Below are 26,899 nucleotides of genomic sequence, written 5' to 3'. Positions count from 1 at the left end.
CAACTCAGACGCTTCGGGTCAGGCCCCCGTCGACCCGGATATTCTGCCCGGTGATGTAGGCGGCGCCATCACTGGCCAGAAACGCGACCGTGGCGGCGATTTCGTCGCTACTGCCATAGCGCTTGAGCGGCACGCTGTCGCGACGCTGCTCGGTGGCCGGCAAGCTGTCGATCCAACCCGGCAGCACGTTGTTCATGCGCACATTGTCACGTGCGTAAGTGTCCGCGAAGAGTTTGCTGAACGCAGCCAGTCCGGCACGCATCACGGCGGATGTGGGAAACAAATCGCTGGGTTCGAAGGCCCAGGCACTGGAGATATTCACGATGACCCCGCCGCCCTGGCGCTGCATCACTGGCGTGACCAGGCGTGTGGGCCGGATGACGTTGAGCAGGTAGGTGTCCATGCCGGCATGCCAGTCGGCGTCGCTCAGCTCCAGCACCGGCCCCCGAGGTCCGTGGCCCGCGCTGTTGACCAGCACGTCGATGCGGCCCCACCGCTGCATGACCTCATCGACCAAGCGCTCAAGGTCCTCCGTGCACTGATTGCTACCCGTCACGCCCAGCCCGCCCAGCGTCCTGGCCAAGGCCTCGCCCTTGCCAGAGGAGGAAAGAATCGCGACCTTGTAGCCATCGGCGGCCAGACGCCTGGCTGCCGCCGCGCCCATGCCGCTGCCGCCTGCGGTGATGATTGCAACCTTTTCGATTGTCATGCTGCCTCCTGTGATGGGTCATCGAGTAGGTACAGGGCTCAGGCTACCAAATGGCAGAAAAGCGAGGGAGACAGCTGCCAATGCGTTAGCCAGTAGTTTTGCTATCACCGGCATCAGACCTGAGCCAGTCGATGACCCACTGCAGTAGCTGCGTCTCTCGCCCTTTGCGGGGCCATACCAGGTAGAACGCCTTGTCTGGGCGCAGGTGCGATTCGGCGACCTGGACCAGGCGCCCGGCGTCGATGTCCTGCGCAACGAAGGCGCGTTCCGCCAGCGCAATGCCCTGCCCGCCAATGGCCGCGTCGATGGCAAGCGACGTCTGGTTGAACTGGACAGACCTTGCACAGACGGCGGGGTGACCGGGATAGACCTGCGCACGGTAAGACGGCCACCAATCATGGGCATCACTCAGGGCCACATAGCGCTCCAGGCTTGCGAAGTCTTCAGGCGGGCCAAGCGCCGCTACCAGGGTGGGGCTCGCCACCGCGATGATGTCCGAGGCCATCAACAGTGTCTGCTCAAGCCCTGGCCCAAAAGGCGGGCGCCCGTAGCGCACGGCAAGGTCGACGCCGTCGGTATGAAAATGCGACAGCCGATCGGTGGCCAGTATTCGCACATCCAATGTCGGGTGGCGCTCGGCCAGTCCGCCGAGCCTGGGTATCAGCCACTTGGCTGCGAAGGTAGGAGTCACGCTGACAGTGATATGGGAAGGCGCAGGTCGCAGCCGGCGCGTCGCCTCATTGAGCATGCCCATCGCAGTGCGCACGGTTTCGCTATACCCCCGGCCAGCGTCGGTCAATGCCAGGCCTCGGGGCAGGCGTTCGAACAAGCGTACCTCCAAGGCGCGCTCCAACCCCCGAATCTGCTGAGCCACGGCAGCCTGGGTAACCCCCAGCTCTGCAGCAGCCAGGCGAAAATTGAGGTGCCGTGCCACGACCTCGAATACCCGCAGGGCGCCAAGGGACGGCAAGTCGGAAAAAAGGGCAGGCATAGGACGTTGTTCGATCCAGGCTGGGCAGATTGGCACGAGGCTAGCCCCATCCATGCAGGAAGTCGATGAGCGTTCAGGCCAAAGTGTCCGTTCGGCCGAGCAGGACTGACCGGCAACTCCCTCGCTGCACGCTCAGGCGGGCATGGATACATTCCTTTGCAATTGCCAGAAACAAGCGCTGGTACTATGACCTCACCGCTTGCCCACACGGACCGTCAGCATGCAGATACGCACACTTTCCCGCCATGAATTCAATGAGGCCAGCGCCTAGGGCATGAATTGGCATGCGGACACGCTCGTGCCTCTTCTGCCTGCACAGGGCATGGCGACAGAGGCTGATTGACTGGCCGATGCAACAGGCCTTGAGCACGTGGTGCCTCACGCAGGCCAATGACGCTGAGATTTTTGATCAGATGGACACTCGTTGTGTCTATGTAAAGGCGGGCACTGCTGGTGCAGTACCAGGACTGCCACGCCATTCGTTTTTCCCGGAGACACTGCATGCTTCATATCTTTGAGCGTAGGCTCGACCCATTCCCTCCCGATGAGGTACCGCCGCCTCCCGTTGGCCTCGTGCCGTTTCTGTGGGCGTGCACCCGTGGGGCGCGCGGCTACATTCTGGCGCTGGCCCTGCTCAGTGCCGGCGTGTCCCTGTACGAAGCCTGGTTGTTCAGCTTCCTTGGCCAGGTGGTGGACCTGCTGTCGGCCTGGCAGGCCGGCGACACCGCTGCCGCCCAGGAAAGTCACGTATTGTGGGGAATTGGCATCGTCCTGGTGATCAGCATAGGCTTGGTGGCGCTACGCACCATGGTCCAGCACCAGATACTGGCCATCAACCTGCCGCTGCGCCTGCGCTGGGATTTTCACCGGCTGATGCTGCGCCAGAGCCTGTCGTTCTTCTCCGATGAGTTTTCCGGGCGGGTCACCACCAAGGTGATGCAGACTGCATTGGCCGTGCGCGAGGTACTGTTCACGGTCATTGAGATCCTGCCTGGCATTGGCGTTTATTTCATCGCCATCATCGCCCTGGCCGGCGGCTTTGCCTTGAAACTGATGCTGCCGTTCATTGCCTGGCTGGTGCTGTTCGGGCTGGCAATGGTCTATTTCGTTCCACGCCTGGGCGCAGTGGGTGAAGAGCAGGCCCATGCGCGCTCGTCGATGACTGGGCGTATTTCCGACGCCTATACCAACATCACCACGGTCAAGTTGTTCTCGCACTCCAAGCGCGAAGCCCATTTTGCCCGGGCGGCCATGGAGGACTTCAAGCAGACCGGTTTCCGGCAGATGCGTCTGGTGAGCCAGTTCGAGATCGTCAACCAGGCGTTGGTGGTAGGGCTGATTCTCGGTGCAGGCGGTTATGCGCTGTGGCTATGGCACCAGGGCCAGGTGGGCACCGGCGCTGTGGCGGCCATCACCGCCATGGCCCTGCGCATCAATGGCATGTCGCACTGGATCATGTGGCAGATGACCTCATTGTTCGAAAACATCGGCACACTCCAGGACGGCATGGCCACCCTGACGCGCGGCCCGAAAGTGCAGGACGCCCCGGACGCCACTGCGCTGGTGACCCGTGGTGGCGCGGTAACATTCGACAAGGTCAGTTTCAACTACAACGGTGAACGCCAGGTACTGACCGACCTCAGCCTAGACATCAAACCGGGTGAAAAAGTGGGCCTGGTCGGCCGCTCAGGTGCTGGCAAGTCGACGTTGATCAACCTGCTGCTGCGCTTTTACGACGTGGACAGTGGCCAGATCCGCATCGATGGTCAGGATATCGCGAAGGTCACTCAGGACAGCCTACGCAGCGCCATTGGCATGGTGACCCAGGATACGTCCCTGCTGCATCGCACCATTGGCGAGAACATCGCCTATGGTCGGCCAGATGCCACCGAGGCGCAAATCCAGGCGGCCGCCCGTGATGCGCAAGCTCACGGGTTCATCAGCCAGCTCAGCGACCAACACGGCCGCACCGGCTACGACACCATGGTCGGCGAGCGCGGCATCAAGCTGTCCGGTGGGCAACGTCAGCGCATCGCCATCGCCCGGGTGATGCTCAAGAACGCCCCCATCCTGCTGCTCGACGAGGCGACCAGTGCACTGGATTCCGAGGTGGAGGTCGCCATCCAGGAAAGCCTGGACGAGATGATGGAAGGCAAGACCGTGATTGCGATCGCCCATCGCCTGTCCACGATCGCCGCCATGGACCGTCTGATCGTGATGGATGAAGGGCGCATCATCGAGCAGGGTACGCATGCCCAGTTGCTGGAGAAGAACGGCACCTATGCGCGCCTGTGGCAGCATCAGAGCGGTGGCTTCCTTGGCGAAGACCAGGGTATGGCGCACGCGCTCAACTGAATGGGCGCGCGCTGATCCGTTGCCTGGACAAATAATGTTAGAGCGTTGACCCAGCGCCTCTGTGTGGTTGACTCAGGGGCGATGGGTTTGCAGTTACAAAGGCGCTGTTTGCACTCGTCGCTCACATCACTGGCATGAACGACTTGGTCCAAACTCTTCTAGACGGTATCCTCCGGTAGCTTAAAGCCACCAGTTAGGCGTTCATTGTAAGCCCTCAAGGAAGAGCCTTTGCCCAGTCGATCATCTCGTCACACCATCGCCCGCCAATGGGAACTCCTCAAGCTACTGCCGGGCCGCCATCCCGGCATGAGTTGCACGCAATTACAGGCAGCGCTGTCCAGCGCAGGTCATGCCACGACTAAGCGAACGGTCGAGCGTGACCTGGTCGAACTGGCAGGGCTGTTCCCGTTGCAGCGCAACAGCGCGTGCATGCCCTATAGCTGGCACTGGCAGCCCGGAAGCAAGTTGCGCGACGGGGCAACGACCACGCCAGGTGAGGCCCCTGTCCACGTGGAATTGCACGCCTGGGTCGACGAGTCGCTCTATCATCATCTGGAGATACATCCGCTGGGTACGGGCATGCGCCTCACAGTCCTGCCCAACGGCGGTGCCATCTTGGTGACGACGGTAGCGGATGATCGAGCGTTGATGTGCTGGCTGCTGTCCCAGGCCGGGGCGATCCGCGTTCAGGGACCGCAATCGGTGCGCCTGGCCTTGCTGGAACACCTGCGTCAGAGCCTGGCACTGCACGACACTGGCGCTTGAGTAACGCCTAGGACGGCCGCCGGCGGGACAGGCAGGCGTAACCCAGCGCCAGCACGCTCACCCCCAGAACAGCCAACAGCCCCATCAGCTCTGTGCTGTAGCGGGCAACCCAGGCCGGGAAGCCGGTGACCGACTGATACACCTGAATGTCCGCCGTGCCTTCGGCGTAGCTGATACCGACCCCACTCTGGCGTATCTGCGAATAATCAGCATCGAAATACACCCAGACCTTGCTGGCGCCACCGGCCTCTATCGCCGGGATCTCAAGCTGAGCAGTGGCAGCTTCAAGCAAGGTGTCATTGCCGGCCGAATCGCGGATTTGCACCAGGCCTTTGGACGGCAAGCGAATCCTCACCTGGTCCACGGGTGCATTGCCGGTGTTCTGCAACTCGATGAGCAAGCCAGTCCGGTGGTCGACCAGGCCGGCCTCGAAAGGTTTTGCAAACAGCTGGGCATAAGGCGCCTGGGCTATCTCCACCAGCCGGTCGACCTGATCACGGCTCAGTTGCCCTTGGCCGATCGTGTTTATGCGTGCACTCAACTGCTCGTACTTGAGCTGCTCGCTGGCTTTGCTGATGCGCTCGCTGAACTGCCCTGGATAGGTCAGGTAGGCATAGGTCAGCGACGCTTCCAGGCGCGGGCTGCCCACCACTGCCTTGTAGACGAACAACAGGGCCGCCAGCCCGATCAGAACGGCTACGAGGAGTTTCCCCACCTTGTCCCAGCTCAATGCACTCTTCCTTTTGTCGAGTTACAGGCGATACGCGCCGCCAAGGGTGCCAAGTTCGCAGCCCCCAGGCAAGCGCCTGACCGCTATCGTTCGACATCGTCCTCACGAACATTGCGCAACGCCTGCAATTGCCCGTCGATAAGGGCCTTGGCCATGGCGGCCAGATAACAGGTGGCAAGCATCGCGTTCTTGCGGTCTGCGGGCTTGTCGATGGCCTTGCGGGTAAGCTCGGTGATGCAACCCATGATGGTGGATGCTTCCATCAAGGCAGTACGCAAGGGCAACGCTGGCTTCATCTGGACCAGGTCGGAACCGGCGCTTGCGAAACGTCGGGCTGCGTTGACCACGGTGGGGCCTTGGGTTGGTAGGGTGGGTTTGTTGTCCATGCTGTTTGCTCCCTGTCTGGAGACCCGAGACTAGGCAGGTGCTTCCGTGAGCACAACGACCAGCAAGTGCATGCGCGCATTTTCAGAAAGGGCCTACATAATCGCTGCCTCTTGACCGTTTGCCCTCGGTCACCGAGGATCGAAACCCCGCGTACAAGGATGTCAACATGCTGCGCATACTGGGCAAAGCCTCATCGATCAACGTTCGCAAAGTGCTGTGGGCGTGCGCGGAGTTTCAGGTCCCGTTCGTGCGTGAGGACTGGGGATCGGGCTTTCAGGCAACCGACAGCGAAGCGTTTCTTGCGCTCAACCCAAACGCCATGATCCCCGTCATCCAGGACGGCGACTTCACCTTGTGGGAGTCCAACAGCATCATTCGCTACTTGGCCAACTGCTATGGCGCAGCAGCGTTCTACCCAGTGGAGGCCCGCACCCGGGCCAGGATCGACCAGTGGATCGACTGGCAGGCTTCGGACCTGAACGCCTCCTGGCGCTATGCGTTCCTGTCGCTGGTTCGGCATTCACCTGCCCATCAGGACCCGCATGCCCTGGCCAACGGCTGCGCCGAGTGGGGGCGCAACATGCTCATTCTCGAGCGCCAGCTGGCCCGCACCGGCGCCTTTGTAGCCGGACGCGACTTCACACTGGCCGACATTCCCATTGGCCTGTCGGTCAACCGCTGGTTCGAAACACCGCTCGAACACCCTCACCTGCCTGCCTTACGCGATTATTACGAGCGCCTGAGCGAGCGCCCGGCCTACCATGAACATGGGCGTAACGGCACGCCCTGACCGCTAGCAGAGGCCTTGGCGCAGGCCCATGCCTCAGACCGCGACCTGGGTAACCTGGTGGCGACCCCGCCAGGCGAACGTCAGCACCATTATCAAGCCCAGCGCCGCAGTGCCAGCGCCGGCCAACGCGATGGCCGAGTAACCGAGGCCGCCGTTGATCACGGCGCCCCCTAAGGCAGCGCCAATGGCGTTGCCCAGGTTGAAAGCTCCGATGTTCACAGCCGATGCCAGGTTCGGTGCGTCCTTGGCGGCCTCCATCACGCGCATCTGCAGGGGCGGCACGAGGGCGAAGCTGGCTGCGCCCCAAACCAGGATTGCGCCAGCGGTCAGCAGGGACGAGCCCAGCACCAGTGGAAACACCAGCAGCACTGCGATCAGCACGGCGAGCGAGACGATCAGGGTTCGATCTACGGAACGGTCCGCCGCCTTACCGCCCCACACGTTACCCAGGGTCAGGCCAACACCAAACAGCACCAGCATGGACGTGACGAATGCAGTAGAGGCGCCGGCTTCGTTTTGCAGGATGGGCGCGATGTAGGTAAACACCGTGAACATCGCGCTGGAACCCACCACGGTCAGGAGCAAGGCAGCCAACACGGGCCCACGGGTCAGCACACGTATCTCGGCCAGTGCACCGTCGCCTTTGGGCGATGGCACATTTGGCAAGGCATACCACAGCGTAGTCATCGCCACCAGGCCGAGCCCGGCTATGCCCCAGAACGCCGTGCGCCAGCCGAGCAACTCGCCAAACCAGGTCGCCAGAGGGACACCGCCGATGGTGGCCAGCGTCAGGCCCATGAACATTGCAGCCACGGCGCCGGCACGTTTCTCAGCGGGCACCACGCTGGCCGCGACGATGGCACCTATACCGAAGAAGGCGCCGTGGTTGAGCGAGGTCACCACCCGTGCGACCAACAGGCTGGCGTAGTCACTGGCCAGGGCCGACATCAGGTTGCCCAAGGTGAAGATGGCCATCAGGCCGATCAGCAGGTATCGGCGCGGTACGCGTACGGTTGCCAGGGTCATGAGCGGGGCGCCGATCAGTACACCCAGTGCATAGGCGCTGACCAACAGACCCGCGGCAGGAATGGAAACGCCCAGGTCAGTGGCGATGCTGGGCAGCATGCCCATGGGGGCGAACTCGGTAACGCCGATACCGAATGCGCCCATGGCGAGCGCTACAAGGGGTGGGTTGATACGCATGGCTAAACTCCTTATCTGTGCCGCAAATGCTACGATCTGTTTCACCAAGGCACTAGATAGCGATTTTGCGAACCACCTTTGCGTACGAGGCACAAATGGATCTGACAGGACGATCAGGCGAGATGGAAGTGTTCACCAAAGTGGCGCAAGCAGGCAGCCTGTCCGCCGCCGCCCGTGCACTGGGCCTGACCCCCTCTGCTATCAGCCGCATATTGGCGCGTACCGAGCAGCGTCTGGGTACACGGCTGATGCTGCGCACCACTCGCGCGCTTACCCTAACGCCAGAAGGCGAGGCATACCTGCGAGGGGCACGACGTGTACTGACCGACCTTCAGGAAGTGGAGCAGGCCATTACCGACCAGGGCGTGCCGCGCGGTCGGGTTCGCGTCAGCGCTGCCCTTGGGCATGGCCGGCTGCGCATCGTCCCCTTGGTGGCGGCGTTCAGCGTGCAGTACCCGCAGGTACTGGTTGATCTCACCCTCAGTGACGAAGTTGCCGACGTACTCGGTGGGCAGGCCGATGTGGCCGTGCGCTTCGGAGCGCTGCCAGACAGTTCGCTGAATGCTCGGCAAATCGATGAAACGGGCCAAGTGATCGTGGCCTCGCCGGACTATCTGAGCCGGCGGGGCAGCCCTTTGCTGCCCGAAGACCTGGCCAGGCACAACTGCCTGCGGTTCAACTTCAGGCGCGCCACCTCGGACTGGCCGTTCGTACGTGACGGGCGCGAGTTCGCATTGAAAGTAAGCGGCAACATCGAATGCAGCAGCGGCGAGGCTCTGGCCCAGTTGGCCAGGCTGGGCGCAGGCATCGCCCGGATAGGCACCTTCACCGTCACCGATGACCTGGCCAGCGGGCGCCTGGTGTCACTGCTCGAGGCCTTCAACCCAGGCGACCGTGAACCGATTCACGCCGTCTTTGCCGGTGGACCGAACATGCCCGCACGCGTGCGGGTGTTCGTGGACTTTCTGGTCGCCAACCATCAGGGGATGTGCACACTTCCCTCGTGACCGCTCTCGCGATAACGCGCTCGCAAAACGCCAGCCAGGCACTGCTTGGCCTCAGGCTCTCCGTGTATCAGGCGGATATGCGACGGCCAGGCCTGCATGCGTGTGACGAAACCGACCAGATCTGCCTGATCGGCGTGGGCTGAATAGCCCTCCACGCGCTCTATTGCGGCACGGATGTCTATGCGTTCGCCGTCCAGCATGACGTAGCCGCCTTCCGGGCCGTGGGTCAGGATGTCCCGGCCAGGTGTGCCATGGGCCTGGTAACCGACGAAGACCACATCGTGCCGGGCATCACCCAGCATCGCCTTGAGGTAGTTGACGATACGCCCACCCGAGCACATGCCATTGCCCGCGATGACGATGGCCGGCCGGGCCGTCTCGGCCAGGTGCTGAACGATGCGCTGGTGTTCCTCATGGCTGTCGATGGTGATCAGTTGCTTGAAGGACAGGGGCTTGCGTCCCTCCTTGATGCGATCCTGGGCTGATTCGTCCCAATACCCTTGCAGACCTTTGTAGACCTGCGTGAAACGGCTGGCCAGTGGTGAATCGAGAATGATCGGCAAGTGTGGCCAATCCACCTCGGGGCCGCTGTTGGTCTGGTCCTGCCCCGACAGTTCATGCTCGTGGAGGATTTCCTCCAGCTCGTAGAGCAAGTCCTGGGTGCGGCCAATACAGAAAGACGGGATAAGCACCGTGCCCTGATTTTGCAAGGCGCGCTCGATGACGGCCTGCAAGCGTTCACGCCGGTGCTCCCGGTCGGCGTGGCGGCGGTCGCCGTAGGTGCTTTCCAGAATCAGCAGATCAGCGCGCTCGGGAGGGGTCAGGTCTGGCAAGAGCGGGGAATGCGGGGCTCCCAGGTCACCACTGAAGACCACGCGCTGGGCAGTGGCATCCGGCCCTGTCATTTCGAGTTCCACATAAGCCGAACCCAGCACATGGCCGGCCGGTTGCAGCCTGACTTTGCAATGGGCACCCTCGGTTTCGTGGAGCGTGAACCAGTTGCCGTAGGGCAAAGCGATGGTGCGCTGCTCCACCACCTTGAGATAGCGTTCCAGTTGCTCCGGATCGTCGCTGATACCTAGACGGAACGCGTCTTCGAGTACGATGGGCAACAGTTGGGCTGACGGTTCGCTGCACAGGATCGGCCCCTCGAAACCTGCAGCCAGCAAATGTGGGATTCGCCCGACGTGATCCAGATGCACATGGGTCACGATCAGGGCCTTGACGCCATCGATGGTGAAGTCGAGGGTCAAGCCCTCCCCGCCTTGCCCCTCGTCCTCGCCTTGGAAGGCGCCGCAGTCGATCAGCAAGCTGGCCGTCTGGTCCATCCAGACTTGATGGCAGGAGCCGGTCACGCCCTCGCGGGCGCCGTGGTGAATGATTTCCGGGTGATCCATGATGGCTAGCCTGCGTGAGCCTTGAGATACGTTGGGCATTGCCGGCTGGATGAGGGTTCAGAAAAGCTCGGGCGTCATGGTTGCTGGGGCCGCATTGCGGCCCGATGCCGGCGTATCCAGGCGCAGGTTCAGGCATTCAGGGCCCGTGCCAGTACTTCATAGATTCTCGCGTCGGCCGACTGCGCGACGTTAAAACGCACATAGTCGCCAGCCGTCTGGGACTGGCTGAAAGCATTCCCAGGCGCCAGCACCACGCCATCGTCCAAGCATACCTTGGCCAACGCGGCAGCGTCCTTGCCCTGCGGCAGACGGCACCACAGGTACAGCCCTGCCTGCGGCATCAGCCAAGGAACGATACCGAGCGCTTTGAGCTTTTCAGCCGTCCTGTCCCGTTCGATGGCAAGGCGCATCCTCACGTTCTCCATATGCCTGCGGTAGCCGCTGCCGGTGATCGCATGGTGAATGATGTCCGCTGCCAGGCGACCGCCACCGAACGTGGTGGCGATCTTCAGATCGACCAGGCTCTGAATCCAGTCGTGACGCGTGGCGATGTACCCACACCTGACCGAAGCGGAGACGGTCTTGGAAAAACTGCCAATCTGGATGACCCGCGCCAGGCCATCGAAGGCCGCGAGCCTGGGCGCTGGCGTATGCTCGAAATCGGCGAAGACGTCGTCCTCGACGATCAACAAGCTCGCGGCCTCAGCGAGCTTGAGCAGCCGGTGTGCAGTGCCCGGTGACAGGGAGGCACCTGTTGGGTTGTGAATACCGGAATTGGTGATGTAGAGCCGTGGCGAATGCGCCGCCAGGGCAGCACCAAATGCCTCGATGTCAGGGCCAGTAGGGGTCTGACGTACACCGACGACGTTGACGCTATGGGCCCTGAGCAAGGCATGGAAGTTGAAATAACAGGGGTCGTCGAGCAGTACGGTGTCACCGGGTTGGAGCAGAAAACGGCAGATCAGGTCGATGGCGTGCGTGCCGGACTCGGTGAGCATGATCTGCTCTGCCGGCACGTCGATGCCAAAGCTTGCCAGTCGCCGCGACAGAAAATGACGCAGCGGCGGATGGCCCTGCGGCGATGCATACTCGACCACCTGCTCGGCTTGCGAGCGCGCAGTAGCCCTGAGCGCCTTGCGCACCCCGGCCTCGAACATCCATTGCGCAGGAAGCCAGCCGCACCCAGGTTTCAACGTGGCGCCAACGGGTTCGAGCGCCTGGCGAGAGATCCACAGCGGGTCGACTTCGTGCTCAAGCTTGGGCCCCACCTCGGTCAGCACTAAGGGCGCCGCGACCCCTGCCACATAAAACCCGGCGCCACGGCGCGCATGGATTACTCCTTCGGCCACCAGTCGTTCGTAGGCCTCGACCACAGTCGACACCGAAACCTGCATGCTTTGCGCCATTGCCCGTACTGAAGGTATTCGTGCACCGGGCAAATAGGTACGGGCCGCGATGCGCGCATGGACTTCAGTCATGACTTTTCGAATGCGTGTGCTGTGCTCTTTCACTGAAATCCTCTCACCTGTACTGCCCATCGATACCTGACAGTTCCGCCAAACTGTACTGGATTGTACATGGCATCAAAGCGCACGTTGGTGCTGTACTGGCTTCATTGATGACAAGGAGTGCGAGATGCAGAGAACAGCAAGCGGCTGGATCAACGGTTTCATCGGCGTGGTGATTTTCGCAGGCTCCTTGCCCGCAACACGCGTTGCCGTGACGGCGTTCGAACCGACGTTCTTGACCTGCGCGAGGGCAACCATTGCCGCGTTAGTGGGTGCTTGTTGTCTGATTTTGCTGCGTCAGCCCCGGCCTGGGCGAGGCGATTGGTCATCCCTGGGCGTGACGGCACTCGGCGTCGTGGTCGGGTTCCCGCTACTGACTGCATTGGCCTTGCAGCACGTCAGCTCGGCCCACTCCATTGTGTTTGTGGGGCTGCTGCCGCTGTGCACCGCTGGCTTTGCCGTGCTGCGTGGCGGCGAGCGTCCCAGGCCGTTGTTTTGGGCATTTTCGTTGGCAGGTGCCGGGTTGGTGGCGGGGTACGCATCAACCTCTGCAGGGCAGGCTTCGCTACTGGGTGATGGGTTGATGGTCGCGGCAGTCGTGGTGTGCGGATTGGGGTACGCAGAAGGAGCACGCCTGTCCCGCACATTGGGCGGCTGGCAGGTGATCAGCTGGTCGTTGCTGCTTGCGCTACCAGCGATGCTGGTGTTGGCAATCATCACCATGCCCACGAGGGCGAACCTTACGCAAGTCGGCGCCTCTGCCTGGTTCAGCTTCGGTTATGTGGCGTTGTTCAGCATGTTCATTGGATTCGTGTTCTGGTATCGCGGGCTCGTCCAAGGCGGGATCGCGGCAGTAGGCCAATTGCAGTTGGTCCAGCCCTTCATCGGGTTGGGGTTGGCGGCGGTGTTATTGCACGAGCAGGTGAGCTGGGCCATGGTGGCGGTGACGGCGGGTGCGGTGCTGTGTGTTGCCGGGGCCAAGCGGTTCGCCCATTGACGCGCAATCCTGCGGTGGAACTGGAACCAGGCCACTGATCGCTCGACCAGTGGCCAGCTGCTTTGCTGCAAACTACCGCTGTCAGCGCAGCAGGGTCTGGATCTTGTCGTGCAACGTATCGAGGTCGAACGGCTTGGCCAGGATGGGCGCCTTGCGGGTGATCGGGCTGCCAGACTCCAGGATCTCCGCTGGATAGCCGCTGATGAAGATCACCTTGAGGTCCGGCCGCAACTTGACAGCGGGCTCAGCGATTTCCACCCCTGAAATGCCACCGGGCAAGCGAAAGTCAGTCACCATCAGGTCCAGGTGCGGCTTGCTGGCCAGGATGGCAAACGCCTGCTCGCCATCTTCGGCAACCAGCACGTGGTAGCCCTCCCCAGCCAGGTAGTCCCGCAAAATCATGCGAATGGCCGGCTCGTCCTCGACGACCAACACCACATCTTGTGCATCTTCACTCATATCGAAACCTTGGAAATTCTTGCAGTTTGCCATCAGACCCCGGGCTCACGCAGAGGTTGCCCGCGCCTGATCGTTTTGTTGCTCGCGCACGCCAAGCGGCAGTTGCAGGGTGAACGTGGCACCTTGGCCCTCCTCGCTCTCGACCAGAATGCGCCCGCGGTGGGCGTGGACGATCTGCTCGGAGATATAAAGCCCAAGCCCCAGGCCACCAGTAGCCTGATGGTTCGACACCCGCTCGAACTGCTGGAAGATGCGCTGCTGGTTGGCCGCACCAATGCCAATGCCGTTGTCTTGCACCTGCACGCATGCCATGCCGTCGAGCTCGAACACCCGCACGTGCACAGGTTTGCGCTCCCCGTAGCGCAGGGCGTTGGACAAAAGGTTGGCCAGCACTTGCTCGATGCGGAACTCGTCCCATTCGCCAGCCAGGCGCCCGTCACAATGCAGGTCGATTCGGGTATCCAGCGCGATCGCTTGCGCCGTGAAGTTCTCCACCAACCCCCGTACCAGCTGACTGAGGTCAAACAGCTTCGGGCGCAGTGACAGTTTACCGGTGCGGATGCGTGACACGTCGAGCATGTCTTCGATCAGCCGTATCAGGCTGTTGATCTGACGCTCGTCGCGCTCGACCATGGCCTTGAGCTTTTCCTCACTGAAGGCCTCCAGATTGCCCCTGGCCAGGTTCAGCTTGCGCAGCTGCGTTTCCAGGATCAAACCGTTTAGCGGCGTCCTCACCTCATGGGAGACGATGGACATGAAATCATCACGCATCCGCACGGCGTGCTCCAGCTCGCAGCGTGCGCTTTGCAGCTTGTCCAGCAAGGCTTCCTGCTCCTGCCGGCTGCGTTCGAGCGCTTGCAGTTGCTGGTCGAGCACTTTGCGCTGACGGTAGAGATCGACGAAAACCGAGACTTTGCTTTTGACCGCCATGGTATCGAGCGGCTTGTAGAGGAAATCCACGGCACCGCTTTCGTAGCCCTTGAAGGCATAGTTCATCTCGCGCCCGGCCGCGGTCACGAACACGATGGGGATGTTGCGGGTTTTCTCGGTGCCGCGCATCAGCTCGGCCAGCTCGAACCCGTTCATGCCAGGCATCTGCACGTCCAGGATGGCCAAGGCGAATTCGTGCTCAAGCAGCAGGGACAGCGCCGCTTCGGCGGACTGGGCTTGGTGCACCTCGCGATGGTCACCCTGGATGAGGGCATCGAGGGCCAGGAGGTTTTCTGGCAGATCGTCGACGATCAGCAGTTTGGCGATGGTCTGGCTTAACATGCGCTGGATTCCAGAGTACCAAGCAACTGCTCGATACCACTCAAAGGAAGAATATGGTCGGGCCGGTGCAGGGCCAAGGCGGCCTCCGGCATCAGCGCGACCTGTGCATCGCGGGGGTCCTGGACGATGGTCCGGCCGCCGCTGTTCTTGATGTAGGCAAGCCCTTGGGCGCCATCTTCGTTTGCGCCAGTGAGCAATATGCCGAGCAGCGCCTTGCCATAGGCATCGGCTGCCGACATGAACATGTAATCGATCGAAGGCCTGGAAAAATGCTGCGGCGGTTCCTGGCTCAAAGACAGGGTGAAGTCGCACTCCACCGAAAGGTGATAACCAGGGCCTGCCACAAAAATGCCGCCGTCTTGCAAAGACTGCTTGTCGCGGGCTTCGAGCACCGGCCGGCCCAGGCGACGTTGCAGCACTTCAGCCAGATGGCTATGCCGGTCCTCGGGCAGATGCAACAGGCACACCACCGGAACCCTGCACGCCCCTGGCAACCCGCCGAGCACCTTGAACAGAGCAGTCACACCGCCCGCCGAAGCACCGATCACCACAGCCTGTATGCCCTTCATGACTTGCGGTAGATCCGTTCAGGTTTGACCCAGGGCTCGAAGCGCTGGCTATAGGCCGAGAAATCGACCGACTCCTTGCTGCCCAGTACCAGGAAACCCCGGTGGCAGAGAGACTCGTGGAACAGGCCCAGGGCCCGGTCCTGCAAGACCTTGTCGAAATAGATGAGCACGTTGCGGCACGAGACGAGCTGAGTTTCCGAGAACACGCTGTCGGTGGCCAGGCTGTGGTCGGCGAAGGTCACCTGCTCACGCAAGGTGCTGTCCATGATGGCATTGCCGTAGGCAGCGGTGTAGTACTCCGAAAAGTCACGGCGCCCACCGGCCAACCTGTAGTTCTCTTCGTACTCGCGCATGCTCGGCATGGAATAGATGCCTTGCTTCGCTTTTTCCAGCGAGTGCGGGTTGATGTCGGTGGCATAGATGATGGTGCGCTCCAGCAGACCTTCCTCGCGCAGCAAGATGGCCATCGAATACACCTCTTCGCCTGTACTGCAGCCGGCAATCCAAATCTTGATCGATGGCCATGTGCGCAACAGCGGGACCACTTCATTGCGCAGGGCAAGGAAGTGGCCAGGGTCGCGGAACATCTCGCTGACGGGAATCGTCAGGTACTGCAACAGCTGCATGAACATGCCAGGGTCATGCAGTACCCGCTCCTGAAGCGCAGACACGGTTTGGCAGTCGAACTGGCGCAGGGCATGCAAGATCCGACGCTTGATCGAAGCGCCGGAGTAATTGCGAAAATCGTAGCTGTACTTGAGGTAGATGGCCTCGATGAGCAAGCGGATCTCGATGTCGGTATTGCGTTCGCTAATCAAATTCGCTCCAGTTGCGGCAACCATACACGTATCAGCGAGAACAGGCGGTCCAGGTCGATGGGCTTTGCCAGGTAATCATTGGCGCCGGCCTGCAGGCAGCGGTGCTGGTCATCCTTCATCGCCTTGGCGGTCACAGCGATGATCGGCAGCTTGCGCCAGCGAGGCTGCTGGCGGATCAGCCGGGTCGCTTCGAAACCGTCCATTTCCGGCATCATCACGTCCATCAGCACCAGGTCGATATCTTCATGCTGTTCCAGGCGTTCGATGGCCTCGCGGCCATTGCGGCCGATTTCGACGATGGCCCCCTTGTGCTCCAGGGCGCTGGTCAGGGCGAAGATGTTGCGCACATCGTCGTCTACCAACAGGATCTTGCGCCCCTCGAATACCTTGTCGCGGCTTCGCGCGGTCTTGAGCATGCGCTGACGTTCATGGGACAGCTGCGACTCCACCTTGTGCAAGAACAGGGTGACCTCATCGAGCAGACGCTCGGGCGAGCGTGCGCCCTTGATGATGATCGAGCGCGAATACTTGAGCAGGTCGGCCTCCTCTTCGCGCGTCAGGTTACGGCCTGTATAGACGATCACAGGCGGGAAGGCGCGGATGTCTTCGGCCGTCATGCGCTTGAGCAACTCGTTGCCGAGCATGTCGGGTAACTTGAGGTCGATGATCATGCAGTCGTAGACGTGCTCGCGCAGCAGTGCCAAGGCCTCCTGGGCCAGGCCCACGGCGGTGATCTCGACGTCCTCGTCGCCAATCAACCGGACAATGCTCTCGCGCTGCAGGTCATCGTCTTCGACCAGCAGGATGCGCTTGAGCTTCTGGGTCAGCTTGGCTTCCAGGCGCCCGAAGACTTCCTTGAGCTCCTCGCGACTGGTGGGTTTGACCGCGTAACCGACCGCGCCCATGTGCATGGCCGCCTCGACCCGATCCTCGACTGAAATGATATGCACCGGGATGTGGCGCGTCTCGGTCCGCTCCTTCAGGCGCTGCAGTACAGTGAGGCCGGAATGGTCCGGCAGTCGCATGTCCAGGAGTACGGCATCGGGCAGGAACCGAGCGGCCAGCTCGAAACCTTCGTCCGCGCCATGGGCCACCAGGCAGCTGTAGCCCAGTTCATGGGCCAGATCGAAGAGAATACGGGCAAAGTTTGGCTCGTCCTCAATGACCAGAATGCAGCGGTTGGTAAACGGCGCCCGCTCGCGATCATCGGTGAAGGCCAGTACCGGGGGCTTGGCCGCCGATGCTGGCGGCTGGATGACCGATGGCATTGAAGTCACCGCAGGGCGCAGGGTAAGGGGCGCGACGGGCTGTTCGTCGACATCATGGCGCTCTGGCAGTACCAGGCTGAATACGCTGCCTTGGCCCGGCGTGCTCTGTACGGTGATCTGCCCGCCCAACAGGCGGGCCAGGTCGCGCGAGATGGACAGGCCCAGCCCGGTGCCTCCATAGCGGCGGTTACTGGTGCCATCGACTTGGTGAAATGCGCCGAAGATGGCTTGCTGCTGATCAGGCGCGATACCAATCCCGGTGTCGTGCACCGCGAAAACGATACCGGCCTCGGGCTGGTAGCCGATATTCAGGCTGACCTGGCCACGCTCGGTGAACTTGATGGCGTTGGACAACAGGTTCTTGAGGATCTGTTCCAGGCGCTGGCGATCGGTGAACAGGGTCGCAGGCACGTGGTCCTCAGCTGTGACCTCGAAGCCCAGCCCTTTCTGGGAGGCCAGTGGCGTGAACATGTCGCGCAAGCCCTCGACCAGCCGATCGACGTGGGTCGTTTCGGGGCGCACCTCAAGCTTGCCGGCCTCGACCTTGGCGATGTCCAGGATGTCGTTAATGAGGTTGAGCAGGTCATTGCCTGCCGAGTAGATGGACTCGGCGAATTTGACCTGCTCCTGGCTCAGGTTGCCCTCGCCGTTCTCGGCCAGCAGCTTGGCCAAGATCAGCGAGCTGTTGAGCGGCGTGCGCAGCTCGTGGGACATGTTGGCAAGGAATTCGGACTTGTACTTGCTCGAACGCTGCAGCTCATCGGCGCGAGCCTGAAGCTCGGTCTGGGCGCGGCTGAGCTCTTCGTTCTTGAGGTCCAGTGCATCGGTGCGTTCGGAGAGTTGTTCGTTGGTCTGCTCGAGCTCCGCCTGTTGGGTCTCCAGATAAGCCTGGGACTCCTTGAGCACCCGGGACTGCTCTTCGAGTTCCTCGTTGGCGGTCTTGAGCTCTTCCTGCTGGACCTGTAGCTCTTCGTTGAGCTGCTGGGTTTCGGCCAGCACCTCCTGCAGGCGTTGACGGTAGCGGGCGCTTTCGATCGACATACCCAGGTTGCCCGCCACGCGCTCGAGCATCTCCGCGTCGCGCTCCTGCAAAGGGCGCAGCAGCCCCAGCTCGATGACGCCGTTGACCTGGCCGTCCTCGGTAGCCGGCACAATCAGGCCGCTGCGGGGTAAACCCTTGCCCAGGCCCGACGCCAAACGGTAATAGTCCTCCGGCAGGGCATCGAGGCGGATCAGCCGTTCTTCACGCACTGCTTGTGCCAGCAAGCCGTGATGATCACCCAGCACCTGCTCGCGGGCCTGCTCCTGGGCTTCGAGCCCATAACTGGCCACGCGCACCAGACGGCCATGTTCATCCCGCACATACACGGCGCCCACCACGCTGCCCAGGTAGGCAGCGAAGAAGCGCAGGATCTTGTCACCCAGCATGGGCAGGGACAGTTGACCCAGCACCTGCTGGGCCAGTTGGGTCTGGCCGTTGCGCAGCCAGGCCTGATGCTCCAGGCGCTCCGCAGCGCGCTGCTGGGCCTGCAAGTTCTTGGTGTAGCTATCGGACAGGGCCAGCAGGTCACGGCGCCCGAGATAAGCGAGTAATGCGCTGAGCCCGACCAGCAACACAACGAACGTGATGATGCCAGCGACGGTGACACTGCTGACCGTCTCGTTGCGGGTCATGCGCAGCTGTTGCTCGGCCCCGATCAGGTCCTCGAACTCCTTGCGGATTTCGTCGGTCAGGCGTTTGCCACGGCCATTACCGATCAGCTCGCGGTATCCCCCTTCGACGCGGCGCAGCTCGATCATCTGGCTGCCGAAGTCGTTCCACGCCCCCTGCAGCGCGATCAGCCGGTCGATGCGTTCGACCTGCTGGGGATTGTCCTCGACCATGCTCCGCAGGCTTTGCAGGCTGTTGAAGATCCTGGGCTTGGCCACCTCGTACGGGTCCAGGAAGCGTTCATCGCCCGTGATCAGAAACCCGCGCATGCCCGTTTCCATGTCGATCGAGAGCTTGAGCGTCTCGTTGGCATTGCCAATCACCTGATCGGTATGTTCCACCCACTGCATGGCAGACAGCAGGTAGTTGATAACGGCGACGAATGCCACGGCACCGAGCAGGCCGAGCCCCAGGGGCAGGCCGATGTTGCGGCTCAACAGCTTGCGAAAGCTACGTTGGTCCATCGAGGCAGCTTGTATCATCTGAAAACGCCCGAGCAAATGGAGTCCATGAACAGCATGGTCAATCTTTCCTTATGGTGAGGGGCAGCCCCTGGCCTGGCGCAAGCCCTGATCAGTTGGCCCGGCATTTAGCCAGCATTTGAAACATACCTGTTCCAATCGTTCCATCGGATCGATCAGATCGGTATCCTTCGGGAACTTCTGGGCCTTGGCGAGGCACAGAGCAAAGACATTCATCAAGACAGGATCTGAACCATGTCCCTTCTGGTAGTCGAGGACGACGACATCGTACGCATGCTCATGGTCGAGGTCCTCGAAGATCTGAGCTACGCCGTGATCGAGGCGCATGACGCTGCGACCGCACTGAAAGTACTCGAAAATCCTGACCAAACGCTCGAACTCATGATAACCGATGTTGGCTTGCCGGACATGGATGGCCATGACCTGGCCAAGAGCGCACGCGGGCTGCGCCCTATGCTCCCTGTGCTGTTCGCCAGTGGGTATGGAGAAAACGTCGACGTGCCGGAAGGCATGTATAGAATTGGCAAGCCTTACTCCATCGATCAGTTGCGAGACACGGTGGCCTCCATTCTTGGCCCCCGCTCGGCGCAGTAGCCGGTCAGGTTGGTCAATCCGTAGTCGCGAACACTTCACGACGCAGCAAGTAGATGTCCATTATCCAACCCTTGCGCCGACGTTGACTTGCCCGGGCCTCCAGGATGCGTGCCTTGACCGCTTCCAGGGGCCCGGCGATCAGCATTTCGTCCGCGGTTCCCAGGTAAGCGCCCCAGAAGATCGTGAGCGCTGGATCCGACAGTGCAGCGAAGGCGCAGTGACTATCGAGCATTACCACAACATTATCGATGCGCCCGAGACTCGCCAGCCTCCGCCCCGGCACCACGATCAACGGCTCACCGACACGCGTGAGCGCGATCTGGTGACGGGCGGCCAACAGCTGCATGCTGCTTATTCCGGGTAGCACCTTCAAGGCAAGCGACACCCCCCGTTCACGCACCAGCTCCATCACACGCAGCGTGCTGTCGTACAAGCCAGGTTCACCCCACAGCAAAAATGCGCCGGTCTGCCCTGGCTGCAGTTCCATTTGCAGCGCGGCGGCATAGGCTGTCGCCCTCTGTTGGTGCCAGACTTCAATGGACGTTGCATACCCCGAGGGCTGTCTGGCGCGTGGCGGGTCGGTGATCTGCACGATGCGATAGCTGTGGTCTGGCAGGTAGCGTTGCAGAATCGCCTTGCGCAACCCCAGAAGGTCTTGCACCTCGGGGCCTTTGTCCATGACGAAAAACACGTCCACACCGCGCAGTGCATCGACCGCCTCATAGGTCAGGTGGCAAGGATCCCCAGCGCCGATGCCGATCAGCAGTACCTGTTTCATCTACCCTCCTCGTACGCTTTCGTCCGGTTGCCACAAAGCAACCGGCGATGAACTTGATCGCGTCAGCGCCATGATGAAACCTCAACACTGGCTTCACACTTTTTTCACAGCGCCGCGGGCACCATGAACACAGCTAACGGACTAGCGACCCCATCACGCGCCCGCACACGCGGGCCTCTAATTCCAGCGCCCTGCCTTGAGCAGGGCGCTTTCATTTGCGCAATCGTTTCACTGCCGTATCATTAGCAGCCTGTCCGTTTCGCCGGGTCCTGGCACCCGGCCCCGTCTCAGGAGTTTCCATGAGCTTGCACGATCTGCAAACCGTTCCGGGTGTCACCGCACAGCCTGACGTTGCCACTGCCCAATTCGTCTTCAACCACACCATGCTGCGGGTCAAGGACATCCAGAAGTCGCTGGACTTCTATACGCGGGTGTTGGGTTTCCGCCTGGTGGACAAGCGTGATTTCCCAGAGGCTGCTTTCAGCCTGTACTTCCTGGCCCTGGTCGACCCCGCCCAGATTCCAGAGGACGACCATGCCCGCCATCAGTGGATGAAGTCGATCCCGGGCGTGCTTGAGCTTACGCACAACCATGGTACCGAACAGGATGCCGACTTCGCCTACCACGATGGCAATACCGATCCACGCGGCTTCGGCCACATCTGTGTATCGGTGCCGGACGTGCGTGAAGCATGCGCCCGTTTCGAAGCCTTAGGCGTGCCGTTCCAGAAACGCCTGCAAGACGGGCGTATGAACCACTTGGCCTTCATCAAGGACCCAGATGGTTACTGGGTCGAGGTCATCCAGCCTGGCGAGCTCAAAGCTTAAGGCTCACAGGCCACGCTCGTCGGGCGACCGCCTGCATGCCCTCTGCTGTGGTATATGAAGTAAAGGCTTCATTGCCACAGCGAGGTACCGATCATGCAATCGCTCCAGTGTGAATATCGCAAGCACCTCATCACCGCCAGCGTGATGCCTCACCCTGACTCGCCCTTACCCTTTGCAGCAGGCTGCCTGATCACGGCACCCGACGGCCATGTCAGCCGGCGGCTATCGATGCCCATGAAGTTCTTCAGCGACTTGGACAATGCTCAGCATGTGTCGCTGGCGTATGGTCGTGCGCTGGTTGACGAGCAATTGGATAAGGCCAGGCAAGCGTTCTAATCGCTGCAGCGACCAGCTCAACTTGCTGGTCGCCGAATAGTGCAGGATCTGCCCCTGGCTCAACCTTGGCGCGCGTAGCCCACGGCAGCCTGTACCTGCTCAGGGGTTGGTCTGATGCCGGTGTACAGGACAAATTGCTCCAACGCCTGCAATGCGATGACTTCAAGCCCGGTGATCACCTGCTTGCCAAGCTTCTCTGCATGCTCGATCAGAGGTGTTTGCACTGGCATGGCCACGACATCGAATACGCGCTCGGACGCAGCAATTGCCATCTCGCTGAACGCGAGCTGCTGCGCCTCTGGCCCACCGGCCATGCCCACCGGGGTGACGTTGATCAGCATCGGCGGGCAAAGGTCGTCAAGCTCAGGCAGCCAGCGGTAGCCGCACACATCGGCCAGCTCCCGCCCGGCCTGCTCGTTACGGGCGACAATGATGCCTTCGCCAAACCCTGCGTCCCGCAACGCGCTGGCCACCGCCTTGGCCATGCCACCGCTGCCACGCAAGGCGAACGCCGTAGTCGGGTCGACCTTGTGCTGCGTCAGCAACTGCCGGACTGCTAGGTAGTCCGTGTTATAGGCTTTGAGGTGGCCCTCGGTATTGACCAGGGTGTTGACTGAATCGATTGCCGCAGCCGACGGGTCGATTTCATCGACCAACGCCATGCACGCTTCCTTGTACGGCATCGAGACACCACAACCACGAATCCCAAGCGCCCGGATGCCTGCAACAGCTGCCGGCAAGTCATCGGTGCGCATGGCCTTGTAATAGAAATCCAAGCCAAGCTGCTCGTAGAGGTGATTGTGGAAGCGGACACCGAAGGTGCCTGGGCGGCCTGCCAGGGAAATGCACAGCACGGTATCCCTGCTGGGGGTAAGGGGCATACGCGATCCTTTTGCGGTGTACAGACGGCGAATGAGCCTAGCAGAGCCGTTGGCCCAAGCCTACCGGTTCGACACTGCGCGTCACGCTGTGCTCATCGGCCGTTGCACAACGTTGCCTGCACGTTAGGCAAAACTGATAAGCACTATTGAGCACATTGATTTCAGTCCCACCCGCGGCATCGGTACAGTAACCCCATGTTTTAGCGGAGGACAGCAGATGGCCACTATCGAGATCATGTCCGTTATCGGCTCGGCAGTACCGGCCAATTTGCGCGATCAGGGCCTGCTGGCTTGTTGGTACCTGGTCAGCAACGGCGAGCCGGTCAGCGGACCGATGCCGAGCCTGGCCAGTGCCCGCGCCCTGATTGAAAAGTTGCAACCCGGCACCCTCCTCGCCTGACACGAACATTTAGTGCTGCTCCCTGTTGCCCGCCACTGTGCGGGCTTTTTTTTGCCTGATGACCATGCACAGGCTGCCGATTCTTGAGCTAGGCACTTGAGATGCCCACTGCTGCGTATTGGAAAACTCGTCCGAGCAGCGGGGATAGTCAATAACAGGGGTTGTACAAAGGGCGGCAATCTCACCAATAATTGTACAAACCGCACCGCTCATCCCCTCGAGGCAACAGGTCGGGCTCTGTGTCCTCGGAAAAGGCATAGACGGAATATGGTCAGCGGTGATGATTGGAAAACGGATTTTGGTCGTCGAAGACGAACCCGCTTTGCGAGAGTTCCTGTCTTTGATCATTGAAGAAACAGGCGCTCGGGTAATGGCGGTGGAAACCGCAACAGAAGGTATTCGGCAACTCGACAAGCAACCCTGGGCAGCGGTCGTGACCGATGTTCGTACGCCGGGCCCGTTCGATGGCTGGGACCTTGCCTGGATGGCTTACGAGCAGTGTCCATCCCTGCCCGTGATCGTGACGAGTGGTGGCTACAGCAAGATCGATATGCCGCTGCCTCCCACCGCAGCGTTCATTGGCAAGCCTTGGTCGATTGACGACATGATCTGCTTATTGATGCGCTGTACTACATCGGATTCGGGCACCCGCTGATCGCCTGCGAGGGGGAATTGGGTGGCGAATAGAACAATTGCCATTGCCTGTGTGCTGAATTATCTTTGCGATCTTTGGGTACCGCTGACGAAAATAGCTCGGCCTGGCATTCGGTATAAATGCCTGCCCAAGGATTCGTCATGTCGAAAAATACTTTATGGTCGATTTCGCTTCTGGCTGTCACGGCGGTGTGGGGCTGGAGCTTCGTGGCCAAACACGACACGCTGACCATCATGGCTGCCTCCACCTTGAATGCGTGGATGTTCAGCCTGGCAGCAGCGGCCTTGTTTCCCTTCTCGATTCGCTCGTTTCGACTGATGAACCTAGGCACGCTGTTGAATGCGGGCTTGGCCGGGGTCGTGTTGTTCATGGCTTTTTCGCTGCAGACCTCCGGGACCGCGCTGACTACGCCCTCCAATGCCGGCTTCATCACGGGCCTGTGCACTGTTTTTACACCAGTGCTGCTTTACCTCATGGGCAAGGGTCGCCCGAGCCTCAAGCAAGGGATCGGAACCGGGATCGCGGTGTTCGGACTTGGCCTGCTGAGCCTGGACGGGTTCACCCTGCACTACGGTGACTTGCTGGTGCTGGGGTGTGCCGTGTGCTTCGCCTTGCATATCGTGATGGTATCGACGTTCACCACGCCAGCGCTGGCCATGGCATCGGCTTCGATTCAACTGGGCGTCGTCGGCGTGCTTTCGTTGATATGGAGTGTGGCGAACAACGCGTTCTCCGTGCCCACCACGCTGCCTGTCACCGCCACCCTCCTGGCATTGGCGCTGCTGGCAACAGCCTTGGCTTACGCGATCCAGAACCGCGCACAGGCAGTGTTGGCTCCGGAAAAGGTGGCGTTGATATTGATATGCGAGCCAATTTTCGGTGGCCTGTTCGGCTACTTCCTGGCCGGTGATCGCTTACCTGCCGAGCGCCTGGCCGGCGCAGGCTTGATCCTGGTCGGGCTGGCCGTGACAGAGCTTCGACTCACAGGCATTGCCTGGCTTGCCTGGCGCAGGTCCTAAGGCTTTTGCGATACGCAAATAACAGCGGGCCTGTGGGTGCTGGGCCCGCTGCGAGGCATCATCTGATTCCCATCACTCAGGCTTGGGCGCATCTTCATCTTCATAGGTGAGGTCTACGACGAGCTTCACTGCATCCTCGTCATCTTCGAGCAATTGCACATCCCCCTGCTGATCCTCGACCTCGTAGAGCTCATCGAGATCGTCACGCTGGTACCACTCCGGGATGTCGTCTCCGCGATACGTCCTCAACTTCACAACCATGCCTGGATCCTCCGTGTTCAAAGGTGACAGGACTGGGTCCCATGGAGTTCACCTCGAATCAGTAAAACAGCCCAAGCGGCTCTAGGAGCTGGGCGACCAAGGGCCGTAGGGGCTGGACAGAGTCGGGGCAGCCAAATGGCTGTAGCCCTACCCGCAGGATTAAATTCTCTTCACCTTGCGCCCATTGGTGATAAGGCAATCGACACGGCTTGAGCCATACTCCAGAATGCGCCGGCTTGGGGAAAACCCTCGCAATGCCAACGACATAGCCCCCTTTAGTGAGCCTCAACGTGAAAACGATCCTGTCTACCCTCAGCCTTTTGTTGTTGCTCACAGGTACCGTGACCCCCATCAGCGCCGCTGTCGCTGCACAGCCCACCGCCCAGCTGCAACGTGACCCTGCCAAGCTGCACCTGGCCTCCGGCAGCGCCCTGTTGATCGACCTCAACAGCAACAAGGAGCTGTACGCCAGTCACCCAGACCGCGTGCTGCCCATCGCGTCGGTGACCAAACTGATGACGGCCATGGTCGTGCTCGACGCCAAGCTGCCCATGGACGAAATGCTGACCATGACCATCGCCAACAACCCGGACATGAAAGGCGTCTACTCCAGGGTTCGGCTCGGCAGCCAGCTGAATAGACGCGAGACGCTGCTGATCACCCTGATGTCCTCGGAAAACCGCGCCGCGACCACCCTGGCCAACCACTACCCTGGCGGTTACCCGGCGTTCATCAAGGCAATGAACGCCAAGGCACGCAGCCTGGGCATGAGCCATACCCGCTACATCGAACCCACCGGTCTTTCGACTCAGAACGTCTCCACTGCACGCGACCTGACCAAGCTATTGATGGCGTCGCGCAAGTACCCCCTGTTGAGTACGCTGTCGACAACCCGTGAGAAAACGGTAGCGTTCAGCAAACCCAACTACACACTCGGGTTTCGCAACACCGACCACCTGGTGAACAAGAGCAACTGGGACATCAAGCTGACCAAGACCGGTTTCACCAACGAGGCTGGGCACTGCCTGGTGCTGTTGACCCGCATGGACAACCGGCCGGTCGCCATGGTCATTCTCGATGCATTCGGCAAGTACACCCACTTCGCCGACGCCAGCCGCATGCGCCAGTGGCTGGAAACGGGCGCGACCAAGCCGGCCCCGGCGGTGGCCATGCAGTACAAGGCCGATCGGCACAAGGCGCGATTGGCCGCTGACTGACTCCCAGGGTTTGGTCAGTGCCCGCTAGGCACGGGTGCTGACCAGGCCACCGGCACTGCCACCACCGCTTTGCTGCAACAGTTCCAGCAATTGTGCCGAGGCCGCGATGATCTGGCTGCTGAGCGTGGCAATGCTGCTCTGCTTGGTGCTGATGGCAGCCATCTTCGCGGTCTCTTCCATGTCACTGTTCATCAGAGCTGCCAGTTGTTTCTGCTCCTCTGCCAGCTGTTTCTGCAACGCCTTGATCAACTCGCGCAACTGCTTGACCGCCTCTGGCTCGTCGCTGTCCTCGCCCTGGGCCGCTTGTGCCTGGCCTGTGGCTGTGGCTTTGAGGCTGTCACCGGCGATGCTCAACGGGCCGGGCGCCTCGCCCGCCTGCACGCGCCGTTCGCGCTCGTCGGCAGCGTCAACGCGCAGCGTCTGGGCTGAGACGCCGTTGATCAACAGATTGCTGGAGGTGATTGCGACCATGATGATTCCCTGCTCCAAAACCGGTCCGTGCCCCTTTTATCG

At 61.2% G+C, this 26,899-nt stretch carries 28 protein-coding genes; 12 read left to right on the top strand and 16 right to left on the bottom strand.

The window, feature by feature from the left end; genetic code table 11:
* Positions 1-4: 4 nt before the first annotated feature.
* Both ACF8GB_RS14420 and ACF8GB_RS14415 read right to left on the bottom strand, forming a co-directional pair.
* Positions 5-709 carry an SDR family oxidoreductase gene (locus ACF8GB_RS14420; protein WP_196186602.1) on the bottom strand — a complete coding sequence of 235 codons (705 nt, stop codon included), beginning with the start codon at positions 707-709 and terminating at the stop codon, positions 5-7.
* Between the two features lie 85 nt (positions 710-794).
* Entirely contained in the window at positions 795-1,700 is a 906-nt protein-coding gene (locus ACF8GB_RS14415) for a LysR substrate-binding domain-containing protein (RefSeq protein WP_392474985.1), read from the bottom strand.
* A 501-nt stretch (positions 1,701-2,201) separates the two neighbouring features.
* Between ACF8GB_RS14415 and ACF8GB_RS14410 the strand changes: the two genes are divergently transcribed.
* Together ACF8GB_RS14410 and ACF8GB_RS14405 are read left to right on the top strand one after the other, a co-directional pair.
* On the top strand, positions 2,202-4,055 hold the full coding sequence (locus tag ACF8GB_RS14410; RefSeq protein ID WP_058637296.1) for an ABC transporter ATP-binding protein: 1,854 nt from the start codon (positions 2,202-2,204) through the stop codon (positions 4,053-4,055).
* Positions 4,056-4,283: 228 nt separating this feature from the next.
* On the top strand, positions 4,284-4,820 hold the full coding sequence (locus tag ACF8GB_RS14405; protein WP_196186604.1) for a WYL domain-containing protein: 537 nt from the start codon (positions 4,284-4,286) through the stop codon (positions 4,818-4,820).
* 7 nt (positions 4,821-4,827) lie between these two features.
* Here ACF8GB_RS14405 and ACF8GB_RS14400 read toward each other — a convergent pair whose 3' ends face one another.
* Both ACF8GB_RS14400 and ACF8GB_RS14395 read right to left on the bottom strand, forming a co-directional pair.
* Entirely contained in the window at positions 4,828-5,550 is a 723-nt protein-coding gene (locus ACF8GB_RS14400; RefSeq protein ID WP_058637298.1) for a hypothetical protein, read from the bottom strand.
* Positions 5,551-5,633: 83 nt separating this feature from the next.
* A complete protein-coding gene (locus tag ACF8GB_RS14395) occupies positions 5,634-5,936 on the bottom strand; it encodes a DUF3077 domain-containing protein (protein WP_196186605.1) in 303 nt (100 codons plus the stop codon).
* A gap of 167 nt (positions 5,937-6,103) precedes the next feature.
* Between ACF8GB_RS14395 and ACF8GB_RS14390 the strand changes: the two genes are divergently transcribed.
* Complete coding sequence (locus ACF8GB_RS14390; protein ID WP_392527216.1) at positions 6,104-6,727, top strand: glutathione S-transferase family protein; 624 nt, start codon at positions 6,104-6,106, stop codon at positions 6,725-6,727.
* 33 nt (positions 6,728-6,760) lie between these two features.
* Here the strand turns inward: ACF8GB_RS14390 and ACF8GB_RS14385 are convergent, their stop codons facing one another.
* Positions 6,761-7,930 carry an MFS transporter gene (locus ACF8GB_RS14385; protein WP_078478740.1) on the bottom strand — a complete coding sequence of 390 codons (1,170 nt, stop codon included), beginning with the start codon at positions 7,928-7,930 and terminating at the stop codon, positions 6,761-6,763.
* 95 nt (positions 7,931-8,025) lie between these two features.
* On the opposite strand from ACF8GB_RS14385, the gene ACF8GB_RS14380 reads away from it, so the two are divergent.
* On the top strand, positions 8,026-8,937 hold the full coding sequence (locus ACF8GB_RS14380; RefSeq protein ID WP_392527214.1) for a LysR family transcriptional regulator: 912 nt from the start codon (positions 8,026-8,028) through the stop codon (positions 8,935-8,937).
* On the opposite strand, the gene ACF8GB_RS14375 is transcribed toward ACF8GB_RS14380, so the two are convergent.
* Positions 8,910-10,334 (bottom strand): MBL fold metallo-hydrolase RNA specificity domain-containing protein, encoded by a 1,425-nt coding sequence (locus ACF8GB_RS14375; RefSeq protein ID WP_392527213.1) that lies wholly within the window; start codon positions 10,332-10,334, stop codon positions 8,910-8,912. The two genes, ACF8GB_RS14380 and ACF8GB_RS14375, sit on opposite strands and share 28 nt — an antisense overlap.
* Positions 10,335-10,462: 128 nt before the next feature.
* The gene (locus ACF8GB_RS14370) at positions 10,463-11,845 is read right to left on the bottom strand and encodes a PLP-dependent aminotransferase family protein (RefSeq protein WP_392527211.1); all 1,383 of its coding nucleotides are present in this window, start codon (positions 11,843-11,845) and stop codon (positions 10,463-10,465) included.
* 124 nt (positions 11,846-11,969) lie between these two features.
* On the opposite strand from ACF8GB_RS14370, the gene ACF8GB_RS14365 reads away from it, so the two are divergent.
* Positions 11,970-12,839, top strand: coding sequence for a DMT family transporter (locus tag ACF8GB_RS14365; protein ID WP_392527210.1), 870 nt, complete (start codon positions 11,970-11,972; stop codon positions 12,837-12,839).
* Between the two features lie 81 nt (positions 12,840-12,920).
* Here ACF8GB_RS14365 and ACF8GB_RS14360 read toward each other — a convergent pair whose 3' ends face one another.
* Genes ACF8GB_RS14360 through ACF8GB_RS14340 form a run of 5 tightly spaced genes read right to left on the bottom strand, consistent with a single transcriptional unit; the run spans position 12,921 to position 19,418 of the window.
* Complete coding sequence (locus ACF8GB_RS14360; RefSeq protein ID WP_027914716.1) at positions 12,921-13,298, bottom strand: response regulator; 378 nt, start codon at positions 13,296-13,298, stop codon at positions 12,921-12,923.
* 45 nt (positions 13,299-13,343) lie between these two features.
* Entirely contained in the window at positions 13,344-14,570 is a 1,227-nt protein-coding gene (locus tag ACF8GB_RS14355; RefSeq protein WP_392527209.1) for an ATP-binding protein, read from the bottom strand.
* Positions 14,564-15,139: a chemotaxis protein CheB gene (locus tag ACF8GB_RS14350; RefSeq protein ID WP_196186611.1), complete on the bottom strand. Its 576-nt coding sequence runs from the start codon at positions 15,137-15,139 to the stop codon at positions 14,564-14,566. Before ACF8GB_RS14350 ends, ACF8GB_RS14355 begins: the two co-directional genes overlap by 7 nt.
* Positions 15,136-15,957 (bottom strand): protein-glutamate O-methyltransferase CheR, encoded by an 822-nt coding sequence (locus tag ACF8GB_RS14345; RefSeq protein WP_058603911.1) that lies wholly within the window; start codon positions 15,955-15,957, stop codon positions 15,136-15,138. Before ACF8GB_RS14345 ends, ACF8GB_RS14350 begins: the two co-directional genes overlap by 4 nt.
* Positions 15,954-19,418, bottom strand: coding sequence for a response regulator (locus tag ACF8GB_RS14340; protein ID WP_392527208.1), 3,465 nt, complete (start codon positions 19,416-19,418; stop codon positions 15,954-15,956). The genes ACF8GB_RS14345 and ACF8GB_RS14340 overlap by 4 nt, the downstream gene beginning before the upstream one ends.
* A gap of 234 nt (positions 19,419-19,652) precedes the next feature.
* Here ACF8GB_RS14340 and ACF8GB_RS14335 point away from each other — a divergent pair, with 234 nt between their 5' ends.
* Positions 19,653-20,012 (top strand): response regulator, encoded by a 360-nt coding sequence (locus tag ACF8GB_RS14335; RefSeq protein ID WP_058637307.1) that lies wholly within the window; start codon positions 19,653-19,655, stop codon positions 20,010-20,012.
* 13 nt (positions 20,013-20,025) lie between these two features.
* Here ACF8GB_RS14335 and cobF read toward each other — a convergent pair whose 3' ends face one another.
* Positions 20,026-20,790 (bottom strand): precorrin-6A synthase (deacetylating), encoded by a 765-nt coding sequence (cobF, locus tag ACF8GB_RS14330; RefSeq protein WP_078478748.1) that lies wholly within the window; start codon positions 20,788-20,790, stop codon positions 20,026-20,028.
* A 299-nt stretch (positions 20,791-21,089) separates the two neighbouring features.
* Between cobF and gloA the strand changes: the two genes are divergently transcribed.
* Positions 21,090-21,617 carry a lactoylglutathione lyase gene (gloA, locus tag ACF8GB_RS14325; RefSeq protein ID WP_058637309.1) on the top strand — a complete coding sequence of 176 codons (528 nt, stop codon included), beginning with the start codon at positions 21,090-21,092 and terminating at the stop codon, positions 21,615-21,617.
* Positions 21,618-21,710: 93 nt separating this feature from the next.
* Positions 21,711-21,953, top strand: a complete 243-nt coding sequence (locus ACF8GB_RS14320) for a hypothetical protein (protein ID WP_058637310.1) — start codon at positions 21,711-21,713, stop codon at positions 21,951-21,953.
* Positions 21,954-22,012: 59 nt separating this feature from the next.
* Here the strand turns inward: ACF8GB_RS14320 and ACF8GB_RS14315 are convergent, their stop codons facing one another.
* The gene (locus ACF8GB_RS14315) at positions 22,013-22,834 is read right to left on the bottom strand and encodes a shikimate 5-dehydrogenase (protein ID WP_058637311.1); all 822 of its coding nucleotides are present in this window, start codon (positions 22,832-22,834) and stop codon (positions 22,013-22,015) included.
* Positions 22,835-23,051: 217 nt separating this feature from the next.
* On the opposite strand from ACF8GB_RS14315, the gene ACF8GB_RS14310 reads away from it, so the two are divergent.
* From ACF8GB_RS14310 to ACF8GB_RS14300, 3 genes are all read left to right on the top strand, one after another.
* Entirely contained in the window at positions 23,052-23,234 is a 183-nt protein-coding gene (locus ACF8GB_RS14310; protein WP_078478749.1) for a hypothetical protein, read from the top strand.
* 280 nt (positions 23,235-23,514) lie between these two features.
* The gene (locus ACF8GB_RS14305) at positions 23,515-23,889 is read left to right on the top strand and encodes a response regulator (protein WP_196127601.1); all 375 of its coding nucleotides are present in this window, start codon (positions 23,515-23,517) and stop codon (positions 23,887-23,889) included.
* A gap of 140 nt (positions 23,890-24,029) precedes the next feature.
* The gene (locus ACF8GB_RS14300; RefSeq protein ID WP_058637314.1) at positions 24,030-24,908 is read left to right on the top strand and encodes a DMT family transporter; all 879 of its coding nucleotides are present in this window, start codon (positions 24,030-24,032) and stop codon (positions 24,906-24,908) included.
* 72 nt (positions 24,909-24,980) lie between these two features.
* Here the strand turns inward: ACF8GB_RS14300 and ACF8GB_RS14295 are convergent, their stop codons facing one another.
* Positions 24,981-25,169, bottom strand: a complete 189-nt coding sequence (locus ACF8GB_RS14295) for a hypothetical protein (RefSeq protein WP_058637315.1) — start codon at positions 25,167-25,169, stop codon at positions 24,981-24,983.
* A 290-nt stretch (positions 25,170-25,459) separates the two neighbouring features.
* On the opposite strand from ACF8GB_RS14295, the gene pbpG reads away from it, so the two are divergent.
* Positions 25,460-26,386, top strand: a complete 927-nt coding sequence (pbpG, locus tag ACF8GB_RS14290) for a D-alanyl-D-alanine endopeptidase (protein WP_058637316.1) — start codon at positions 25,460-25,462, stop codon at positions 26,384-26,386.
* Positions 26,387-26,410: 24 nt separating this feature from the next.
* On the opposite strand, the gene ACF8GB_RS14285 is transcribed toward pbpG, so the two are convergent.
* Positions 26,411-26,857, bottom strand: coding sequence for a hypothetical protein (locus tag ACF8GB_RS14285; RefSeq protein WP_145255273.1), 447 nt, complete (start codon positions 26,855-26,857; stop codon positions 26,411-26,413).
* Positions 26,858-26,899 lie beyond the last annotated feature (42 nt).

This window comes from Pseudomonas sp. xss_4, assembly GCF_043104125.1.
Taxonomy (GTDB): Bacteria; Pseudomonadota; Gammaproteobacteria; order Pseudomonadales; family Pseudomonadaceae; genus Aquipseudomonas; species Aquipseudomonas parafulva_B.
The sequence above is the reverse complement of the archived record's forward strand: the minus strand, read 5'-3'. Positions and strand labels throughout refer to the sequence as shown.

Coding starts and splice junctions, on each gene's coding strand:
- ACF8GB_RS14420 (WP_196186602.1), bottom strand. CDS start 709: ATGACAATCGAAAAGGTTGCAATCATCACCGCAGGCGGCAGCGGCATG.
- ACF8GB_RS14415 (WP_392474985.1), bottom strand. CDS start 1,700: ATGCCTGCCCTTTTTTCCGACTTGCCGTCCCTTGGCGCCCTGCGGGTA.
- ACF8GB_RS14410 (WP_058637296.1), top strand. CDS start 2,202: ATGCTTCATATCTTTGAGCGTAGGCTCGACCCATTCCCTCCCGATGAG.
- ACF8GB_RS14395 (WP_196186605.1), bottom strand. CDS start 5,936: ATGGACAACAAACCCACCCTACCAACCCAAGGCCCCACCGTGGTCAAC.
- ACF8GB_RS14390 (WP_392527216.1), top strand. CDS start 6,104: ATGCTGCGCATACTGGGCAAAGCCTCATCGATCAACGTTCGCAAAGTG.
- ACF8GB_RS14385 (WP_078478740.1), bottom strand. CDS start 7,930: ATGCGTATCAACCCACCCCTTGTAGCGCTCGCCATGGGCGCATTCGGT.
- ACF8GB_RS14380 (WP_392527214.1), top strand. CDS start 8,026: ATGGATCTGACAGGACGATCAGGCGAGATGGAAGTGTTCACCAAAGTG.
- ACF8GB_RS14375 (WP_392527213.1), bottom strand. CDS start 10,334: ATGGATCACCCGGAAATCATTCACCACGGCGCCCGCGAGGGCGTGACC.
- ACF8GB_RS14365 (WP_392527210.1), top strand. CDS start 11,970: ATGCAGAGAACAGCAAGCGGCTGGATCAACGGTTTCATCGGCGTGGTG.
- ACF8GB_RS14360 (WP_027914716.1), bottom strand. CDS start 13,298: ATGAGTGAAGATGCACAAGATGTGGTGTTGGTCGTCGAGGACGAGCCG.
- ACF8GB_RS14355 (WP_392527209.1), bottom strand. CDS start 14,570: ATGTTAAGCCAGACCATCGCCAAACTGCTGATCGTCGACGATCTGCCA.
- ACF8GB_RS14350 (WP_196186611.1), bottom strand. CDS start 15,139: ATGAAGGGCATACAGGCTGTGGTGATCGGTGCTTCGGCGGGCGGTGTG.
- ACF8GB_RS14340 (WP_392527208.1), bottom strand. CDS start 19,418: ATGATACAAGCTGCCTCGATGGACCAACGTAGCTTTCGCAAGCTGTTG.
- ACF8GB_RS14335 (WP_058637307.1), top strand. CDS start 19,653: ATGTCCCTTCTGGTAGTCGAGGACGACGACATCGTACGCATGCTCATG.
- cobF (WP_078478748.1), bottom strand. CDS start 20,790: ATGAAACAGGTACTGCTGATCGGCATCGGCGCTGGGGATCCTTGCCAC.
- gloA (WP_058637309.1), top strand. CDS start 21,090: ATGAGCTTGCACGATCTGCAAACCGTTCCGGGTGTCACCGCACAGCCT.
- ACF8GB_RS14320 (WP_058637310.1), top strand. CDS start 21,711: ATGCAATCGCTCCAGTGTGAATATCGCAAGCACCTCATCACCGCCAGC.
- ACF8GB_RS14315 (WP_058637311.1), bottom strand. CDS start 22,834: ATGCCCCTTACCCCCAGCAGGGATACCGTGCTGTGCATTTCCCTGGCA.
- ACF8GB_RS14310 (WP_078478749.1), top strand. CDS start 23,052: ATGGCCACTATCGAGATCATGTCCGTTATCGGCTCGGCAGTACCGGCC.
- ACF8GB_RS14305 (WP_196127601.1), top strand. CDS start 23,515: ATGATTGGAAAACGGATTTTGGTCGTCGAAGACGAACCCGCTTTGCGA.
- ACF8GB_RS14300 (WP_058637314.1), top strand. CDS start 24,030: ATGTCGAAAAATACTTTATGGTCGATTTCGCTTCTGGCTGTCACGGCG.
- ACF8GB_RS14295 (WP_058637315.1), bottom strand. CDS start 25,169: ATGGTTGTGAAGTTGAGGACGTATCGCGGAGACGACATCCCGGAGTGG.
- ACF8GB_RS14285 (WP_145255273.1), bottom strand. CDS start 26,857: ATGGTCGCAATCACCTCCAGCAATCTGTTGATCAACGGCGTCTCAGCC.